The following is a 17,440-nucleotide window of genomic DNA, read 5'->3' on the forward strand; positions in this document are numbered from 1 at the left end:
CCACCGCCCCGCCCCAGCTCCAGTCCGCGCCCGAAGCGCTGCGCAAGTTCGTCGAGGGCCTGTTCACCCTGGACGTCGAGGAGCCCTGGGCCCAGCCCGCGGAGGTGAAGGAGACGGGCGCCGCTCCCTGGCGGCCGCCCAACGCCTACACGCTGGTGATGGGGAACCTGGACGTCGAAGGCAACGTGCTGGTGGAAGCCGCCAGGCGGGACGAGGGCGTCCTCGTCGTGTTCGGCGACGTCACGTGCCGCAACCTCTTCGTCGGCGTGGGCTTCACCTTCGTCTGCACCGGCACGCTGCGCGTGAAGGAGACGCTCGTCGCGACCTCGATGGACAGCGTGACGTACGCGGCGGGAGTGGTGGAGGCGGAGCTCGTCGACTCCGGCTCTGGCGCGTGGCTCACCCTCTTTGGAGACGCGTCCCAGCTGCACGCGAAGCATCTCACGCACTACGTGATGAACGGCCGCAAGGTCATCAAGTCGCAGAACCCTCCCGACCTGCGCACGCTTGTCGTTCCGGAGGTCCTCGACCTGGAGGAATGGGATTCCCTCTCCGCGGAGGAGCAGGCGGACGAGGACCCGAAGGTCCTCATCAAGCTGGACACGCGAGCCGCCCACAAGCGCCTGGCCCAGGGCGAGAGCCTCTTCCTCTCGCCCTGAGAAGGCCGCATTCGGCCCGTGCGCTCCGTGCGGGCCGTCCTCACGCGGAATGTCAGACACGCTTGATAGCTTGCGTACTGTCCGAGGCCGGACGGACGACAAGCTTTCGCTCCCCCCTGGCGACAAGCGTTCTCACAAACCGAGGAACATCTTGAAACATATTGGATTGAAGTCCCTGGCCGCCGTGTGGCTGACGTGTGCTTTGACGGGCTGTGGCGCGGAGATGGAGCAGGGCGCTGAGACGGAGCTGGAGAACCCCACCGAGGCCGCTGAACAGGCCCCTGCGGAGGAGAAGGGTCCCCCGCCGGAAGAACGGGTGCAGGCCCTGGCCGGATGCACCAGCAGCATTGCCCTCACCCCCAACGTGACTGTCACCGGCATCAGCGCGAACGCGGGGGAGTACTCCTGCACGTACACGCTGTACGTCGCGTCCGCGAACAGCAACCTCACCTTCAGCACCTCCGGCGGTTCGGGCGACGTGGACCTGTATGTGAAGTACGGCTCGGAGCCGACCACGGGGAGCAGTACCTGTAGCTCTGCTGGCTCCAGCAGCACGGAGTCCTGCTCCATCACCGGCGCGCAGGTGGGCACGTACTACGTGAAGTTGTACGGCTACTCTGCGTTCAGCGGCGCGACCCTGAAGGCGACGTCCACGCCTTCCGGACAGACGGGCTGCACCAGCAGTACCACGCTGACCAAGGACGTGACCCTGACCGGCATCAGCGCGAACACGGGCGACTGGTCCTGCATCTACAAGCTGTATGTCCCCACCGGTGCCACCAAGGTGACGTTCAACACCAGCGGCGGCAGCGGCAACGCCGACCTGTTCGTGCGCCGGGATGCCTCCCCCACCGAGTCGGTCTACGACTGCAAGTCGGGCAGCCTCTACAGCAACTCCGAGACCTGCTCCGTCAACGTGACGTCTCCCGGGACCTACTGGGCGCGCCTGTACGGCACCGGGTCGTTCTCCAATGTGAGCATCACGGGAACCTACACCCTGTCGGAGGGCCAGCCGGGGTGCACGTCCACCAGCCCGCTCAACAACAACACCACCACGTACGGCCTGAGCGCGCCTCCGGGAGGCTTCTCCTGCGACTACACGCTCACCATCCCGTCGGGGGCTTCGAGCGTTACCTTCAGCACCACCAGTGGCTCGGGCGGCACCGCGTTCCTCTACGCGAAGCTTGGCAGCGCGCCCACGCTGTCCTCCTATGACTGCGTGGCCAACACGAGCAGCAGCAACAACCAGACGTGCACCGTCTCCAATCCCGCGGCGGGCATCTGGCACGTGCGCGTGTACAACGCTTCCTCGTCCGGAACGCTCACCAACGCCTCCCTGCGCGGCGCCTACGTCACCGGCGGCACGGGGAACCCGGGCACGGGCACGCTGACCAACAACGTCCCGGTGACGGGCCTGTCGGGCGCGAAGGACTCGTACCGCTACTGGACCATCACCGTGCCGGCCGGGAAGAGCTCGCTGCTCGTGCAGACGATGTTCGGCACGGGCGACGCGGACCTGTACGTGCGTCAGGGCTCGAAGCCCGAGGACTCCGTCTACGACTGCCGTCCCCTGACGGGCGGCAACACGGAGTCGTGCCTCATCAGCAACCCCGTCGCGGGCGTCTACCACGTGATGATCAAGGGCTACACGGACTACGCCGGGCTGACGCTTCAGGCGTCCTACTGAAGCCGCCCTGTAGGCACTGATGTGTGAAGCAGTGCCCGGCCCCGAGGTGATTTCTTCCCTCGGGGCCGGGGTTGGGGGAACACTCCGGACCCATGAGCGCTCGGCGGTTCGACGTGGTGGTCCTCGGCTCCGGTCCCGGCGGTGAAGGGGCTTCGATGAAGGCGGTGAAGTCCGGCCGCAAGGTGTGCACCGTGGAGCAGGGAGCCCTCGTAGGCGGCGCCTGCACCCACACCGCCACCATCCCCTCCAAGGCCCTGCGCCACGCCATCCAGCGGCTGATGGACGTGCAGCAGGACCACCCGGAGATGCGGGCGGACCTGGCCCGGCACACCACGCTCAAGGACATGATGCGCGTGGCGACCACCGTCGTGTCCAAGCAGGTGCAGCTGCGCACCACCTTCTACGAGCGCAACCGCGTGGAGCTGGTGGTGGGCCGCGCGAAGTTCCGGGACGCGCACACGGTGGAGGTGACGGAGCCGCGCGGCTCCGTGGAGCTGCTCACCGCGGACGCCTTCGTCATCGCCACGGGCTCCAGGCCCTACCGGCCCGTAGGCGTGGACTTCCGCCACCCGCGCATCTTCGACTCGGACACCATCCTCAAGCTGCGTGAGTCCCCGCTGTCGATGATCATCTACGGCGCGGGCGTCATCGGCTGCGAGTACGCCTCCATGTTCCGGATGCTCGGCGTGAAGGTGGACCTGGTGAACACGCGCGACCGGCTGCTGTCCTTCCTGGACGACGAAATCTCGGACGCCCTCTCCTACCACCTGCGCGAACAGGGCGTGCTCATCCGCCACCAGGAGGAGATGGTCTCCGTGGAGCCGCACGACGACAGCGTGGTGCTCCAGCTGAAGAGCGGCAAGCGGCTGAGGGCGGACGTCTTCCTCTGGGCCAACGGCCGCTCCGGCAACAGCCAGGACCTGGGGCTGGAGGCGCTGGGCATCGCGGTGGACGCGCGCGGGTGCATCCAGGTCAACGACGGCTACCAGACGTCCGTGCCCCACATCTACGCGGTGGGTGACGTGGTGGGCGCCCCGTCGCTGGCGAGCGCGTCCTATGACCAGGGCCGCTTCGCCGCCACGCACATCGTGGAGGGGCGGGCGGAGCACAAGCTGGTGAAGGACATCCCCACCGGCATCTACACCAGCCCCGAAATCAGCAGCCTGGGCCGCACGGAGCGCGAGCTCACCCAGGCGGGCGTCCCCTATGAAGTCGGCCACGCCTTCTTCAAGAGCCTGGCGCGCGCGCAGATTACCGGCCGCACCGTGGGCATGCTGAAGCTGCTGTTCCACCGGGAGACGCGAGAGATTCTCGGCATCCACTGCTTCGGGGACAACGCCTCCGAAATCATCCACATCGGCCAGGCCATCATGGCGCAGGACTGGCCGGGCAACGGCATCGACTACTTCATCAACACCACCTTCAACTACCCCACCATGGCGGAGGCGTACCGCGTGGCGGCGCTCAACGGCCTCAACCGGCTGTTCTGAAACACGAAGGGCACCGCGGGCTTCTGAAGCCCACGGTGCCCCGGATGTGTCACGTCAGGACGCGCTTAGTAGCGGTAGGTGTCCTGCTTGTACGGGCCGCTCTTCTGCACGCCGATGTAGTTCGCCTGCTCGGGGGTGAGTTCGGTGAGCTGGGCGTTGAGCTTCTTGAGCTGGAGCCGGGCGACCTTCTCGTCCAGGTGCTTGGGCAGCACGTACACCTTGCCCACCTGGTACTTGTCGCTGTGCGAGTAGAGCTCAATCTGCGCGATGGTCTGGTTCGCGAAGGAGCTGGACATCACGTAGCTGGGGTGACCGGTGCCGCAGCCCAGGTTCACCAGACGGCCCTTGGCCAGCAGGATGATGCGCTTGTTGTCCGGGAAGATGACGTGGTCGACCTGGGGCTTGATCTCCTCCCACTTGTACTGCTCCAGGGAGGCGACCTCGATCTCATTGTCGAAGTGGCCGATGTTGCAGACGATGGCCTGGTCCTTCATCTTGGCCATGTGCGCATGGGTGATGACGGACTTGTTGCCCGTGGCGGTGACGAAGATGTCCGCCTTGTCCGCGGCGTAATCCATGGTCACGACGCGGTAGCCCTCCATCGCGGCCTGGAGCGCGCAGATGGGGTCGATTTCCGTCACCCACACCTGGGCGGACAGCGCGCGCAGGGCCTGCGCGGAGCCCTTGCCCACGTCGCCGTAGCCCGCGACGACGGCGATCTTCCCGGCCACCATCACGTCCGTGGCGCGCTTGATGCCGTCCACCAGGGACTCACGGCAGCCGTAGAGGTTGTCGAACTTGCTCTTCGTCACGCTGTCGTTGACGTTGATGGCGCGGAACAGGAGCGTGCCCTTGGCGGACATCTCCTGCAGGCGGTGCACGCCCGTGGTCGTCTCTTCCGTGACGCCCATGATCTTGGCGCTCTTGCGCGAGTACCAGGTGCCGTCCTCGGCGAGCTTGGCCTTGATGGAGGCGTACAGCTCGCGCTCCTCCTCGCTCTCGGGGTTGGCGATGACGGACAGGTCCTTCTCCGCGCGCTTGCCCAGGTGCATGAGCAGCGTGGCGTCACCGCCGTCGTCGAGGATCATGTTCGGACCCTCGTGGTCGCTGCCGGCGGGGCCGAACTCGAAGATGCGGTGGGTGAAGTCCCAGTATTCCTTCAGGGACTCGCCCTTGTGGGCGAACACCGGGGTGCCGGCCTCCACCAGCGCGGCGGCGGCGTGGTCCTGCGTGGAGAAGATGTTGCACGAGGCCCAGCGCACCTGCGCGCCCAGCGCCTGGAGCGTCTCCACCAGCACGGCCGTCTGGATGGTCATGTGCAGCGAGCCCGTGACGCGAGCGCCCTTGAGCGGCTGCTGCTTCGCGTACTCCTCGCGGATCGCCATGAGCGCGGGCATCTCGCTCTCGGCGATGCGGATCTCCTTGCGGCCCCAGCTGGCGAGCTTGAGGTCGGCGATGGCGTAGTCCTGATTCTGCTTCTGGGTAACCGCGGTCATGTGTGGCTCCGGATCCAGGTGGCGCGCCTGCCGGCAAGGGAGAGGCTTGGGCCCTGGAAAGAAAGGCCGCCTCACCCTCGCAAGAAACGCGTTCAGGTGAGCGCCGTTGGGTCAGTCGGCTTCGAGCCTGGGGCCGGAAAGGCCTCGCAACGCTCCTCGAAGTCGCGGGGGAAACTACGGGAAGGCGCCCTGAATTTCAAAGGGAGATTGCCTCCCTGGGGGACAGCCGGAAGTCGCGCCTGGAGGTGTCCTGGCGGACAGGCGGAGGGAGTGTCCCGAGGGGTGGGAGGATCTGCTCCCTCCCTGCCTCCAAACGAGCGCGTGCTCTACCTGTCGGACAGCGGAGGACCCGGCGAGGCACCGCGCCATGTCGCAGCCCGAGACGACGCGGTACGCGCCAGGATTGAAGCCCCCCTGGCGGAGGTGTCACCGGAACGCATTGACCACGACGGCAGACGCCATGGAGCCATCGAGAATGGCCGTGCCGGACTTTGACTCGGGCCGCTTCCGCATCTGGTCCTCGCTCAGCCGTGCCACCGCGCAGATGGGCACCTCGTCGCCGTCTGGAGGGTGGGCCTTGTAGTACCGGACGACGGCCTGCGGCCCGCTCGTCCAGACCTGTCCGTACAGCCGGGTTGTCGTCTCCAGCGGGCCCAGATCGCGCATGAGGACGCTCTCGATCTCGCCATCGTAGAGGGTGATGCGGCGTGATCTCATCTGGTTCGCGTCCAGTTCCACGAGCGCGGCGTCCCCCACATGCAGCTTCAGGTATCGCATGGCTTCGAGCGCCTTCTCCGGACACTCTTGCGATCCAGGCGAGCCGTCCGAGCGTAATGAAACTCCACCGGCCGTGGTGCATGCCACGGACGTGGCAAGTAGGACGACAGAGGAGAGCAGTAGAGCTCGGCTGGTGGGCATGATCGGAAATTCTACTGCCGAATCAGGGTGCGATCCATCCTCACCAAGACCTGCTGGTTGCCGTCAGATCGGAAAATCTGAAGGGCCAGATCCACGAGCTGCCCGTTCTTCTCGAAGGCACGCTTGTCCGCCACGACGGCGATGGCTCCTGACTGCCCTGGAGCAATCGCGGAACGGGTCATCCGAAGCGCGAAGGACTGCTTCGTGTGACGCGTCATGTCGCGCGTCAGGTAGGCGTCCGCGAACTCCCATGTGTCGGCGTAGCCAGTGTTCGTCATGTAAATGACGGCTGCCGCCTTGCCTTGGCCTGAGTAGACCTCAACGACCATTTCCATGTCTGGATCCTTTGGGCGGGCGGAGGCCACGAATCGAAACGGCGTCTTCTTCGCCTGCCCATTCGCCAGAAGCGTCGCGTAGGCATGATCGATGGAGTTCTCCTCCTTGCGATAGCGCTCGTTTTCCTCGGTCAGGGCGTTGTTTTGCGCGAGCGCATCCATCAACGACGCGTGCATCGAGGCGTAGCTGTCCCGGTTCTTGAACACGTCGATCTGCTGGTCGTGAATCGGGGCCCAGTCGTTGTCCTTCTTCGGCCAGGGCGGTCGCACGAGAAGTGGGACCTCGGTGCCGTCCGTCAGCGTCACGACCAGGGGCAGCCCTTCGTCCCGGTTGAGATCCCGGATGGGCTCCAGGATGACCTTGTTGCCGACCACGGTGAGCGGCTCGAGGCGCCCCTCCCAGCCAATGAGCTTCGTCTTGCTCGGGTCCACGGGCTGCTCGAAGCGCAACGTCGTGATGACCTGGCCCTTCACGTAGACGGAGTGCGTGCCATTGGAGGGGTGCTCGGAAAGGGAGATGGACCGCTGCTGGGGGCGGTCGCACCTGTCGCTTGCCTTGGTGGTCGCAGCGGTCAGAAGTACGCCCAGCAGGATGGTTCTTGCGAATTGGCCAGGTCGCATAGAATGGACAACGTACCAGGATGGCAGTCCGGCAGCCAACCTACGGCTGCCCACCAAACCGCCCATGGATGTGAAGTGGGCCCAGCCTCGGGGAAATCCATGCGATTGGTGTGGTTTATCGCGCTATTGCTTTTGATGGAGGGGTGTGCGACCGCTCGCGTTGTCCACGTGGATGTTGGAGACGGCAGGCAGGTGGTGCACGAGTCCCTGGAGGTGGATCCGGTCCAGGTGGGTGAGGACGCGTTCAAGGCGGCCCTCACGCAGCTCCTCCTGGACATGCGAATGGACGTTGCCTTCCGCGAGACGGATGCGGCCGACCAGCGAGGGTGGGTGCGGTCCAGGGCCCTGCTCGCGTCCGCGAAGGGACTCGCGGACCCTGGCTCGGGCAGCTCACCTGAATCGCTGTACGCGCGCCTCTGCCCTGACGGGGACGACTGCTTGACCCTGGTGGGCGGGACGGGGCTGACGTTCTCGCGCAAGGACCGGACGGTGATGGCGCTCTCGTTCGCGCTCGACACGGTGTGGGAGAGCGTCGAGGCCGAGGTCGGCAAGGTGCTCAATCCGGTGGCGCTCAAGGCCCTGGTGACCTCGGCCGCCCTGACCGTGCTCCTCACGATGACGCTGCCCGAGCCCGTCACCAAGGTGCTCGCGGTGGCACTGACGGCGGCGATGGTGGCCTACCTGGGCATCGTGCCCGTCTGGGAGATGGGCCGGGGCTTCGTGCACCTGTGGGACGAAGCGGAGACAGCAACGAGCGTCATCGAGTTGCAGGACATCGGACATCGCTTCGGCAAGGTGCTCGGGACCAACGGGACGCGCGTCCTGGTGCTGCTCGTCACCGCGGCCCTCGGTGGGAAGAACGCGATGGCGGCCCAGGGGCCCAGGCTCCCGGGCTTCTCCCAGGCCGCACTTCGCGCGCAGGCCGAAGGTGGATTCGGGCTCGCGTCGGCTATGAACGGCGGAGTGGGCTCCATCTCCTTGCCTGCTGCCGGTGTGCTCAACGTGGCGCTGGCTCCGGGAGCGACCGCGGCCGTCGCGCTGTCCTCGAACGGCATTCCGGGTGACGCCGAGGGCCCGGTCCATCACATCTGCACTAACAAGAACCTGGTTTCAACTGCCACAGGCGGCCCTTGGACACCGCTATGTGAGAGGATTTTCAAGAAGGCAGGCCTGACGCTGGAAGATGCGGCCAACAAAGTGCGGCTCAATGGTCATGAAGGGCCACACCCTGCGCTGTATCACAAGAAGGTCTTGAGTCGGCTACAAGATGCCGTCAGCCGCTGTAGGACAACTGAAACCTGTCGGGCCAATTTGAAGAAGGAGCTAGCGGAAATAGCCGTCGAACTCACGACGCAGGGTTCGCCGTTACGACGACTCATTGTGAAGGGAGGAGAGTAAGATGGAGCGTCAATTCTATTGGGTTGAAATGGACGATGTGCCCCAGTGGCTCATTGACACACCGACACGAGACGCTGGAGGGGCATTTGAAGAGCCTTGGATGTTCGCGGATGGTCGCGTCCTTTCAGACCCTGGTCCCCTCAAGGCCCAAATCTCACACCCAGGTATCAGTCGAGCATTTGTCTTCTCCGTAATAGAGAAAGCGCCCATCGTCAGCGAAGCGGTCGCAACTATCTTCAGGACTCTCGCACCCGGCGACGTGCAAATTTTTCCGGTGTCAATTGAGGGAGAGGCCGACCCGTTCTTCGTCGTCAATGCCACCAAGGTGATTGATTGCATCGACGAGGCACGGTGCCGGGAGGTGCATCACTACGACGAGAACGACCCCTCCCCTGACTACCCGGGGGAGTACAACTGGATCTACGGACTGCGAATCGATCCCGCGAACACCGAAGGAGCGCATGTCTTCAGGCCGAAGAGGTTCAAGACCGCGTTCATTGTCTCAGAGGAAGTCAAGAATGCACTCGAGCAGGTCGGAAACCTGGGCGTGTCGTTCGAGCGAGTGACAGGGGCGATTGAGTCTCACTGACGGTCGATGCCGAGAGCCGAGGTGGCGATTCGAGTGATGTTCTCGTCTCGCCGCACCTCGGCCTCCAGTCAGCAACAGAACTCCGGTGCCATCCGTCAGCATCACGACCAGCGGGCGCCCTTCATCGCTGGTGAGGTCCTGGATGGGCTCCAGGATGACCTTGTTGCCGGCCACGGTGAGCGGTTCGAGGCCCCCTCCCAACCAATGTTCTTCGTCTTGCCCGGATCCACGGGCTGCCAGAAGCTCAACGTCGTGATGACCTGGCCCTTTCACGTAGACGGATTGGGCGTGCTCTTGGTGAGAGTGCCGGGCCTCTTGATTTCCAGGCGGTTCGGCTTCGGAGGTGTTCGTGCGATGGATGGGAGCTGTCGCGTTATTGTTCCTCGTGGGAGGGTGTGCGACCACTCGCGTTGTCCACGTGGATGTTGGAGACGGCAGGCAGGTGGTGCACGAGTCCCTGGAGGTGGATCCGGTCCAGGTGGGTGAGGACGCGTTCAAGGCGGCCCTCACGCAGCTCCTCCTGGACATGCGAATGGACGTTGCCTTCCGCGAGACGGATGCGGCCGACCAGCGAGGGTGGGTGCGGTCCAGGGCCCTGCTCGCGTCCGCGAAGGGACTCGCGGACCCTGGCTCGGGCAGCTCACCTGAATCGCTGTACGCGCGCCTCTGCCCTGACGGGGACGACTGCTTGACCCTGGTGGGCGGGACGGGGCTGACGTTCTCGCGCAAGGACCGGACGGTGATGGCGCTCTCGTTCGCGCTCGACACGGTGTGGGAGAGCGTCGAGGCCGAGGTCGGCAAGGTGCTCAATCCGGTGGCGCTCAAGGCCCTGGTGACCTCGGCCGCCCTGACCGTGCTCCTCACGATGACGCTGCCCGAGCCCGTCACCAAGGTGCTCGCGGTGGCACTGACGGCGGCGATGGTGGCCTACCTGGGCATCGTGCCCGTCTGGGAGATGGGCCGGGGCTTCGTGCACCTGTGGGACGAAGCGGAGACAGCAACGAGCGTCATCGAGTTGCAGGACATCGGACATCGCTTCGGCAAGGTGCTCGGGACCAACGGGACGCGCGTCCTGGTGCTGCTCGTCACCGCGGCCCTCGGTGGGAAGAACGCGATGGCGGCCCAGGGGCCCAGGCTCCCGGGCTTCTCCCAGGCTGCACTTCGCGCGCAGGCCGAAGGTGGATTCGGGCTCGCGTCGGCTATGAACGGCGGAGTGGGCTCCATCTCCTTGCCTGCTGCCGGTGTGCTCAACGTGGCGCTGGCTCCGGGAGCTGTGGCGGCACTGGCGATGTACGGAGAGGGGCGGTTTCCCGGTGACGAGAAGGGGCCTGTTCATCACATCTGCACGAACAAGAACCTCATCTCCGATGCTGCCGGCGGTCCTTGGACGCCGAAATGCGAGAAGGTCTTCAAGAAGGCCGGAATGACCATCGAAGATGCTGCAAACAAGGTACGACTCAATGGTCATGAAGGGCCGCACCCCGAGCGCTACCATACGGAGGTGCTTCAGCGCCTTAATCGTTCTGTTTCGCGATGCCGGACGACTGAGACCTGTCGGGCCAGCTTGATGGAGGAGCTTGCGAAGATAGCCAATGAGCTTCTGACGTCGGACTCTCCTTTGCGGCGTCTCATTGTGAAGGGGGAGGGCTGAGATGGAACGGTATTTTTATTGGGTGCGACTTGCCGATGTGCCGCATTGGCTCCTTGATACGCCGACACGGTACTCAGGCGAGGCTTTTGACGAGCCTTGGATGTTTGTAGATGGTCGCACCCTCCCCGCCCCTGGCCCCCTCAAGGCACAGGTCGCCCATCCTGGCACCAAGCGAGACTTTGTATTCTCTTCGATTGAAGAAACGCCCATCGTCAGCGAAGCCGTTGCGAGCGTCTTCAAAACACTGGCTCCCGGTGACGTGCAGCTTTTCCCGGTGTCCATTGAGGGAGATGCCGACCCGTTCTTCGTCGTCAATGCCACCAAGGTGATCGATTGCATCGACGAGGCACGGTGCCGGGAGGTGCATCGCTACGACGAGGACGCCCATCCTCCTGAATTTGAAGGGGAGTACAACTGGGTCTACGGACTGCGAATCGACCCCTCGAAGACCGAGGGCGCCCAGGTCTTCCGGCTGAAGAAGTTCAAGGTTGCGTTCATTGTCTCGGAAGACGTCAAGAACGCCCTTGAAGCGGTCGGAAACCTGGGGGTGTCGTTCGAGCGCGTGACGGGCCTGCCTCCAACCTGAAGCGGGTGCACCGCCCAGTTGCTCGCCTCCCGCTGACGGGCAGCCCTGCCCGTGGCCAGCTTCCCCAGGGGAGGCACGCCATGCAGGAGCCATCACAGCCAAGGAAGCAGGCAGGGCTTCGCGCCCCCGACGCGCCTCCCGTCCCCTGGCATGCGCTCCTCCCGGACGCCGTGCTGGAACGGCTCTCCAGCGCGCCCCAGGGGCTGACGGAGGAAGCGGCCCGGGAACGGCTCGCGCGCCATGGTCCCAATGTGCTGGAGCGCTCGCGGCCGGACAGCGCGTGGAAGCTCTTGTGGCGGCAGATCGACAGCCCGCTCATCTGGGTCCTCATCGCTTCCGCGGGCCTGGCCATCCTGCTGGGCAAGGTGACCGACGGGCTCGTCGTGGCCGCTGTCGTGGTCCTCAACACCCTCATCGGCTTCGTGCAGGAGTACCGCGCGGGCCGGGCCATCGAGGCACTCAACCACATGGTGCCGGAGACCGCGCAGGTGCTGCGCGACGGACACCTGCTGGCGCGGCCCGCGGCGGAGCTCGTTCCCGGTGACGTCGTGCAACTCGCGTCCGGAGACCGCGTGCCCGCGGACCTGCGCCTCTTGCGCTCGCGCAACTTCCAGGTGGAGGAGGCCGCGCTCACCGGCGAGTCCGTCCCGTCGAGCAAGCACGTCACGGCCGTGTCCGAGGACGCGGAGCTGGGGGACCGGGCGAGCCTTGCCTTCGGTGGCACGCTGGTGACGTCCGGCACGTCCACCGCCGTCGTCGTCGCCACGGGCAGCGCCACGGAGCTGGGCCGCATCTCCCATTTGATGGAGCAGGCCGCGGACCTCAGCACTCCGCTCACGCGGGAGCTGGCCCGGCTGGGCCGCGTCATCAGCGCGGGCATCGTCGTGCTGTCCGCCGTGCTGCTCGGGGTGGGCATGTTCCGGGGGTATGCCTTCAGCGACGCCGTCCTGGTGGCCATCACCCTGGCGGTGGCCGCCATCCCGGAGGGCCTGCCCGCCATCGTCACCATCGCCCTGGCCATTGGCGTGCAGCGCATGGCGTCCCGCCGCGCCGTCATCCGCAAGCTGCCCGCCGTGGAGACCCTCGGCAGCACGACCGTCATCTGCACGGACAAGACCGGCACCCTCACCCGCAACGAGATGACCGTGCAGGCGCTGTGGACCTGGCGCGGGCACTACGCGCTCACCGGCGTGGGCCACTCCCCCCTGGGAGATCTGCTTCGCGCGGGGCGCCCCCTGGACGTGCCGCCCGACGACGTGCGCACGCTGCTCGTCGCGGGCGTGCTCTGCAACGAGGCCGACCTCCAACCCCGGGAGGGACGCTGGGGCATGACGGGCGACCCCACGGAAGGCGCGCTGCTCTTCGCCGCGAAGAAGGCGGGCCTGGGCGTGACGGAGCTGCGCGAGCGCCATCCCCGCCTGGACGCCATCCCCTTCGAATCCGAGCACCAGTTCATGGCCGCGCTCCACGCGGGCGACCCGGAGCACTCCGAGCTCTTCATGAAAGGCGCCCCGGAAGTCGTGCTGCACCGCTGCGGACCGGAGACGGACCGGGACGTCGTGCTGGCGGAGGTGGAGCGCATGGCGAGGCAGGGGCTGCGCGTGCTCGCCTTCGCGCGCAAGCGCATGTCCCGCGCGGACGCGCTGCGGCCCCAGGACGTGGAGGACGGCTTCGCGCTGCTGGGCCTGCAGGGGATGATCGACCCGCCCCGCGAGGAGGCCGTGGCCTCCGTGAAGGCCTGCCACGCCGCAGGCATCCGCGTGAAGATGATGACAGGTGACCATCCGGGCACGGCGGAGGCCATCGGCCTTCAACTGGGGCTTCACGCTCCAGGACATCCGAGCCTCACCGGCGCGCGACTGTCCGGCATGAGCGACGCGGAGCTGGCCGTGGCGGTGAAGGACACGAACGTGTTCGCGCGCCTGGCCCCCGAACACAAGCTGCGGCTGGTGCGCGCGCTCCAGACGCAGCGGCACGTGGTGGCGATGACGGGCGACGGCGTCAACGACGCGCCCGCGCTCAAGCAGGCGGACATCGGCGTGGCCATGGGCATCACCGGCACGGCCGTGTCCCGCGAGGCCGCGGACCTGGTGCTGACGGACGACAACTTCGCCACCATCGTCGCCGCCGTCGAGGAGGGGCGCCGCGTCTATGACAACCTGGTCAAGTCGCTCGCCTTCGTGCTGCCCACCAACCTGGGGCTCGCCCTCATCCTCATGCTGGGCGTGACGTTCTTCCCCTTGCAGGAGTCCGGTGGCGTGCGCGAACCGCTGCTGGCCATGCGCCCCACGCAGCTGTTGTGGATCAACCTGGTGGCCACCGTCACCCTGGCGCTCCCGCTGGCCTTCGAGGCGAAGGAGCGCCACGTCATGCGCCGTCCACCCCGCTCGCCGGACACACCCGTCCTGAGCCACTTCGTGGTGATGCGCACCGGGCTCGTCGCGCTGTTGATGGCGGCGGGCGCCATCGGCCTGTTCCTCTGGGAGTTCGCGCGCCAGGGCGGCAACCACGGCGTCCCCAACGCCTGGGCCCTGGCCGAGGCGCGCACCATGGCCGTCAACACCGTGGTCAGCTTTCAAATCTTCTACCTGTGGCTGTGCCGCACGTTGACGGGCTCCACGCGCGAGGTGGGCTTCGCGAGCAACCCCACCGTGTTCGTGGGCATCGCCGCGCTGGTGCTGCTCCAGGCCGCGTTCATGTACGTGCCCTTCTTCCAGCGCCTCTTCGGCTCCGCGCCGCTGTCGCTGGGGGACATCGCGCGGTCGGTGCTGGTGGGCGCCTGCGTGCTGCCCGTCGTGGGCCTGGAGAAGTGGCTGCGCTCGCGGCGGCGGGAGGTGGGCCGGAGCGTGAGCGCCTCCTGAAGGTGTCCGGCGTCAATCGCTCGCCTCCGCGCGCACGTCCAGTTCCTGGAGCAGGGCCACGAAGTCGGTGAGGTGGCGGGCGGCGGTGAAGCGGGTGCGGACATGTTCGTGCGCCTGGGTCCCCAGGCGGGCCGCGAGGACGGGATCGTCCAGCAGCCTTCGCACCGCGGCGGCGAACCCGGCCAGGTCCTCGGGGTCACGCACGAGCAGGCCGTCCACCTCGTGGCGGACCTGGTCCTGGAGGCCGCCCACCGCGCTCGCCACCACGGGCCGGGACTTCCACATGGCCTCCGTGATGGTGAGCCCGAAGCCCTCCCGCAGGCTCTTCTGCACCACCACCGCCGCGTGGCGCTGGAGCGCGTTGACGATGGCGGCGTTCTCCTCCGGGTCCACCATGGGCAGGCACGCCAGGTGGACGCGCTGGCGCAGGAAGTGCGGCTGCTCGTGCCACGCGGCGATGACGGCCTCGAGCGTCGCCGCCGCCTCCGGGTCATCCGCGACGGACGTCACCGAAGGCCCGGCCAGGACCAGCTCCGCGCGCAGGCCGGGCGACTCCCGCAGGAGCAGCGCGAAGCCCCGCAGAACCCCCGCTGGGTCCTTCAGGGGGTCCCACCGGGAGACCTGCACCACGAGCGGCGTCCCGGGAGCGGGCGCCGCGCCCAGCCGCACGATGTCCGCCCCGCGCGACACGCGGGCCGGGACCCCGTCCATCCGGGTGAAGACGGGCTCGGGCGCGTCCGGCGCCAGCTCCACGAGCCCCGTGTGCCCCAGGATGGCGTGCGCCACCTCCGGCGCCATGGGCTGGTTCTTCACCGCGAAGATGTCGATGGAGGGCGGGATGACGATGGACCGGTCCGCGAGCAGGGGCGGCACGTAGGCGGCCCGGGAGAAGACCGCGAGCCGAGCGGCGGCCAGGTCCGGCGCGAGGAACGCCCACGCCCGCGCCACCTCCGCGTCGGGCGTGTCACTCCCGATGTGGCAGCGCCAGACCACGCGCGCGCCCGCCGCGGCAAGCGTCGGGGCCAGCCCAGCGGTCTGGGGGTCGTGCAGCAGCACCACGTCCCCCGGCCGCACCAGGACGAGCAGCTCCTCCGCGTTGTCGCGGAGCACCTCGGCGTAGCAGGCGCGCTCGGCGGGCCCCAGGGCCGAGCCGTCCCCTGGAGAGCCATGCAGCGCGTGGTGCAGCCGCTTGGTGACGCGGAAGAAGGCGGGCGTGCCCTGCACCACCATCCAGCGCGTGTCCACGCCCGCCCCGCGTGCGTAGGCGAGCATCCGGGGCAGCAGCTCCGCCACGCCTCCACCCCGGGCGGTGGAGTTCACATTCCAGAAGGTGCGGCCCGCCATGCGCTCGCGGGCCTGCTCCGCGTTCGCCTGGAGCGCCTCCCACTCCGACCCCGTGAGCCTCGGCCGGAAGCACTCCAGCGAGCTGGCCTGCACATGCACCTCGAAGGGCTTCAGCATGGCGTCACCGTCACGGCGGCACGGGGTGCTTGACCACCAGCACGGGCCGGCGGCTGCGAGCCACCACCTCCTGGGCCACGGATCCAAGCACCGCGCGGCGAACCCCCGTGCGCCCGTGCGAGCTGATGCAGAAGATGTCCGCCCCGCACCGCTCCGCCGCCTGGCAGAGCGCCTGCGCGGCGTGAACCCCGGGCAGCAGCTCCATCCGGACGGTGATGCCCCGGCCGGCCGCGTCGCTGGGGACCAGCGCCTCCAGCTGGCGCCGCAGCTCGGGCTCGTCGTCATCGTTCCCGCTCAGGGCCACCGCGGGCCAGAAGTCCGCGTAGACGATGGGGACCGGCGACTCGATGACATACGCCAGGATGAGCTCTCCGCCCCGGGGCAGGAGCGACAGGGCGTGGGGGATGGCCCGGTTCGCCAGCGGCGAGAAGTCCGTCGAGACGAGGACGCGCTGGATGGACGGGATGCCCACGGGCGCTTCGGCCTCCCGCGCCGAGCAGGACGGGACGCAGGCGACCGCCGCCACCGGGGCGAGTTGGAGGGAGGAGAGCGACACCGAGCCATGCCGCACGCGCCGCAGTCCCCGTCGCTGGTGGCTGCCCAGGAGGAGGAGGTCCGCCCGCGCCGCCTCCGCGAGCCTTGCGAGCGGCTCCGCCACGTTTCCGTGGTCCGAGGACATCCGGACCTCCGCACGGGGCTCACCGATGCGCGACAGGCGCTCCCGCAGGTCCCGCTCGAGGATGGCCTCGACGCCCTCGGGCCCCGGGTTCGCATGGTACAGCCCCAGCCGTCCGTACTCCGTGGCCGTGCTGTAGACGTGGGAGACCGTCAGCTCGACTGGCCCCACCCGGCGCAGCTCCGGAAGCCAGCGCAGCGCGACCTCCGCGCTGTCCGAGAAGTCATCGCCCACGACGACCCGCAGCGGGCGCTTCGCCTGGCACCAGTCCAGGAACGGCTCGGACAGACGGACCATCAGGAAGGGGCAGCGCGACAGCTGCGCGATGCGCGCCGGGATGCCGCCCAGCCGCCAGCGCTTCTCCGACCGCCAGCCCAGGGCCGACGTGATGAGCATCCGCGCCTGGAGCTTCGCGGCGTGCTCGACCAGCGCCTCGTCCGGCATGCCCAGCAGCACCTGGGGCTCCACGGACAGCCCTGGATGGCTCAACCTGTCGGCCTCGGCTGCGAGCCGCTTCTCGAGCTCCGTGATGGTGCTGCCGTGCTCGGACGGCCAGTCGCGCCGGAGCATGCCGGGCTCCGCGGCGTGCACGAGCACCAGCGGCGTGCCCGTCCGCTCCGCGATGGCTGCCGCGACGCGGACGGCCTCCCGGGCATGGTCGGAGAAATCCGTGCCGACGACGATGGCCATGACGCCCCCCCAAGGGGCTTCCTGCCCCGCTGCCCGCGAGGGCGCGCCCCTTGCGTGGAACGTTGGGGCCGGCGGCGGAGTGCGCAAGAGCTCCGGGCAGGGGCAGGCGGCGCGCCTCCGGGAAGAGCAGCTCCAGGTGGTACATGCCGTCCTCGCGGCGGCTGCGCACGGGCAGGCTCGCGGGGTCCCTGCTCCCCTGACGGTGTACGTCCAGAAGGCGCCAGCCCCAGCTTGGAAGGAGCGCGAGGAGCCCAAGACCATGGATCCGTCCCTTCCCCCAGAGCCTTCTGCCCGGGCACCGGAACCCCGGCCGGCCCCGCCC

13 protein-coding genes and 1 riboswitch are annotated in these 17,440 nt (G+C 67.6%); of the genes, 8 read left to right on the top strand and 5 right to left on the bottom strand.

Features of this window, described 5'->3' with window-relative positions; translation table 11 throughout:
- From D7V77_RS43895 to sthA, 3 genes are all read left to right on the top strand, one after another.
- A partial coding sequence (locus D7V77_RS43895) for a hypothetical protein (RefSeq protein ID WP_158624515.1) occupies positions 1 to 659 on the top strand: 659 nt, incomplete at its 5' end.
- Positions 660 to 810: 151 nt separating this feature from the next.
- Entirely contained in the window at positions 811 to 2,346 is a 1,536-nt protein-coding gene (locus D7V77_RS30605) for a PPC domain-containing protein (RefSeq protein WP_158624516.1), read from the top strand.
- 92 nt (positions 2,347 to 2,438) lie between these two features.
- Positions 2,439 to 3,836: a Si-specific NAD(P)(+) transhydrogenase gene (gene sthA / locus D7V77_RS30610; protein ID WP_120579829.1), complete on the top strand. Its 1,398-nt coding sequence runs from the start codon at positions 2,439 to 2,441 to the stop codon at positions 3,834 to 3,836.
- A gap of 65 nt (positions 3,837 to 3,901) precedes the next feature.
- On the opposite strand, the gene ahcY is transcribed toward sthA, so the two are convergent.
- From ahcY to D7V77_RS30625, 3 genes are all read right to left on the bottom strand, one after another.
- Positions 3,902 to 5,332, bottom strand: coding sequence for an adenosylhomocysteinase (gene ahcY, locus D7V77_RS30615; RefSeq protein WP_120579830.1), 1,431 nt, complete (start codon positions 5,330 to 5,332; stop codon positions 3,902 to 3,904).
- 91 nt (positions 5,333 to 5,423) lie between these two features.
- Positions 5,424 to 5,496: riboswitch (S-adenosyl-L-homocysteine riboswitch) on the bottom strand.
- Between the two features lie 262 nt (positions 5,497 to 5,758).
- Positions 5,759 to 6,109: a hypothetical protein gene (locus tag D7V77_RS30620; protein ID WP_306770436.1), complete on the bottom strand. Its 351-nt coding sequence runs from the start codon at positions 6,107 to 6,109 to the stop codon at positions 5,759 to 5,761.
- A 152-nt stretch (positions 6,110 to 6,261) separates the two neighbouring features.
- Entirely contained in the window at positions 6,262 to 7,206 is a 945-nt protein-coding gene (locus D7V77_RS30625; protein WP_120579832.1) for a DUF2381 family protein, read from the bottom strand.
- A gap of 99 nt (positions 7,207 to 7,305) precedes the next feature.
- On the opposite strand from D7V77_RS30625, the gene D7V77_RS30630 reads away from it, so the two are divergent.
- The 5 genes from D7V77_RS30630 (at position 7,306) to D7V77_RS30655 (ending at position 14,291) form a co-directional block, all read left to right on the top strand.
- Positions 7,306 to 8,604, top strand: a complete 1,299-nt coding sequence (locus tag D7V77_RS30630; protein WP_120579833.1) for an AHH domain-containing protein — start codon at positions 7,306 to 7,308, stop codon at positions 8,602 to 8,604.
- Between the two features lies 1 nt (position 8,605).
- Complete coding sequence (locus tag D7V77_RS30635) at positions 8,606 to 9,193, top strand: DUF1629 domain-containing protein (RefSeq protein ID WP_199733916.1); 588 nt, start codon at positions 8,606 to 8,608, stop codon at positions 9,191 to 9,193.
- 349 nt (positions 9,194 to 9,542) lie between these two features.
- Entirely contained in the window at positions 9,543 to 10,844 is a 1,302-nt protein-coding gene (locus tag D7V77_RS30645; RefSeq protein WP_120579838.1) for an AHH domain-containing protein, read from the top strand.
- Position 10,845: 1 nt separating this feature from the next.
- Positions 10,846 to 11,430 carry a DUF1629 domain-containing protein gene (locus tag D7V77_RS30650; protein WP_199733917.1) on the top strand — a complete coding sequence of 195 codons (585 nt, stop codon included), beginning with the start codon at positions 10,846 to 10,848 and terminating at the stop codon, positions 11,428 to 11,430.
- A gap of 80 nt (positions 11,431 to 11,510) precedes the next feature.
- The gene (locus D7V77_RS30655) at positions 11,511 to 14,291 is read left to right on the top strand and encodes an HAD-IC family P-type ATPase (RefSeq protein WP_120579834.1); all 2,781 of its coding nucleotides are present in this window, start codon (positions 11,511 to 11,513) and stop codon (positions 14,289 to 14,291) included.
- Between the two features lie 12 nt (positions 14,292 to 14,303).
- On the opposite strand, the gene D7V77_RS30660 is transcribed toward D7V77_RS30655, so the two are convergent.
- The gene (locus tag D7V77_RS30660) at positions 14,304 to 15,752 is read right to left on the bottom strand and encodes a glycosyltransferase (RefSeq protein WP_120579835.1); all 1,449 of its coding nucleotides are present in this window, start codon (positions 15,750 to 15,752) and stop codon (positions 14,304 to 14,306) included.
- A 10-nt stretch (positions 15,753 to 15,762) separates the two neighbouring features.
- Positions 15,763 to 17,118, bottom strand: coding sequence for a universal stress protein (locus tag D7V77_RS30665; RefSeq protein ID WP_158624517.1), 1,356 nt, complete (start codon positions 17,116 to 17,118; stop codon positions 15,763 to 15,765).
- Positions 17,119 to 17,440 lie beyond the last annotated feature (322 nt).

It is taken from the genome of Corallococcus sp. CA041A (assembly GCF_003612075.1).
GTDB classification, from domain to species: domain Bacteria; phylum Myxococcota; class Myxococcia; order Myxococcales; family Myxococcaceae; genus Corallococcus; species Corallococcus exiguus.

Excerpts from the sequence above, each read along its gene's own strand:
- ahcY (WP_120579830.1), bottom strand. The coding sequence starts at position 5,332 with ATGACCGCGGTTACCCAGAAGCAGAATCAGGACTACGCCATCGCCGAC.
- D7V77_RS30620 (WP_306770436.1), bottom strand. The coding sequence starts at position 6,109 with ATGCGATACCTGAAGCTGCATGTGGGGGACGCCGCGCTCGTGGAACTG.
- D7V77_RS30635 (WP_199733916.1), top strand. The coding sequence starts at position 8,606 with ATGGAGCGTCAATTCTATTGGGTTGAAATGGACGATGTGCCCCAGTGG.
- D7V77_RS30660 (WP_120579835.1), bottom strand. The coding sequence starts at position 15,752 with ATGCTGAAGCCCTTCGAGGTGCATGTGCAGGCCAGCTCGCTGGAGTGC.
- D7V77_RS30625 (WP_120579832.1), bottom strand. The coding sequence starts at position 7,206 with ATGCGACCTGGCCAATTCGCAAGAACCATCCTGCTGGGCGTACTTCTG.
- D7V77_RS30630 (WP_120579833.1), top strand. The coding sequence starts at position 7,306 with ATGCGATTGGTGTGGTTTATCGCGCTATTGCTTTTGATGGAGGGGTGT.
- sthA (WP_120579829.1), top strand. The coding sequence starts at position 2,439 with ATGAGCGCTCGGCGGTTCGACGTGGTGGTCCTCGGCTCCGGTCCCGGC.
- D7V77_RS30665 (WP_158624517.1), bottom strand. The coding sequence starts at position 17,118 with ATGGCCATCGTCGTCGGCACGGATTTCTCCGACCATGCCCGGGAGGCC.
- D7V77_RS30650 (WP_199733917.1), top strand. The coding sequence starts at position 10,846 with ATGGAACGGTATTTTTATTGGGTGCGACTTGCCGATGTGCCGCATTGG.
- D7V77_RS30655 (WP_120579834.1), top strand. The coding sequence starts at position 11,511 with ATGCAGGAGCCATCACAGCCAAGGAAGCAGGCAGGGCTTCGCGCCCCC.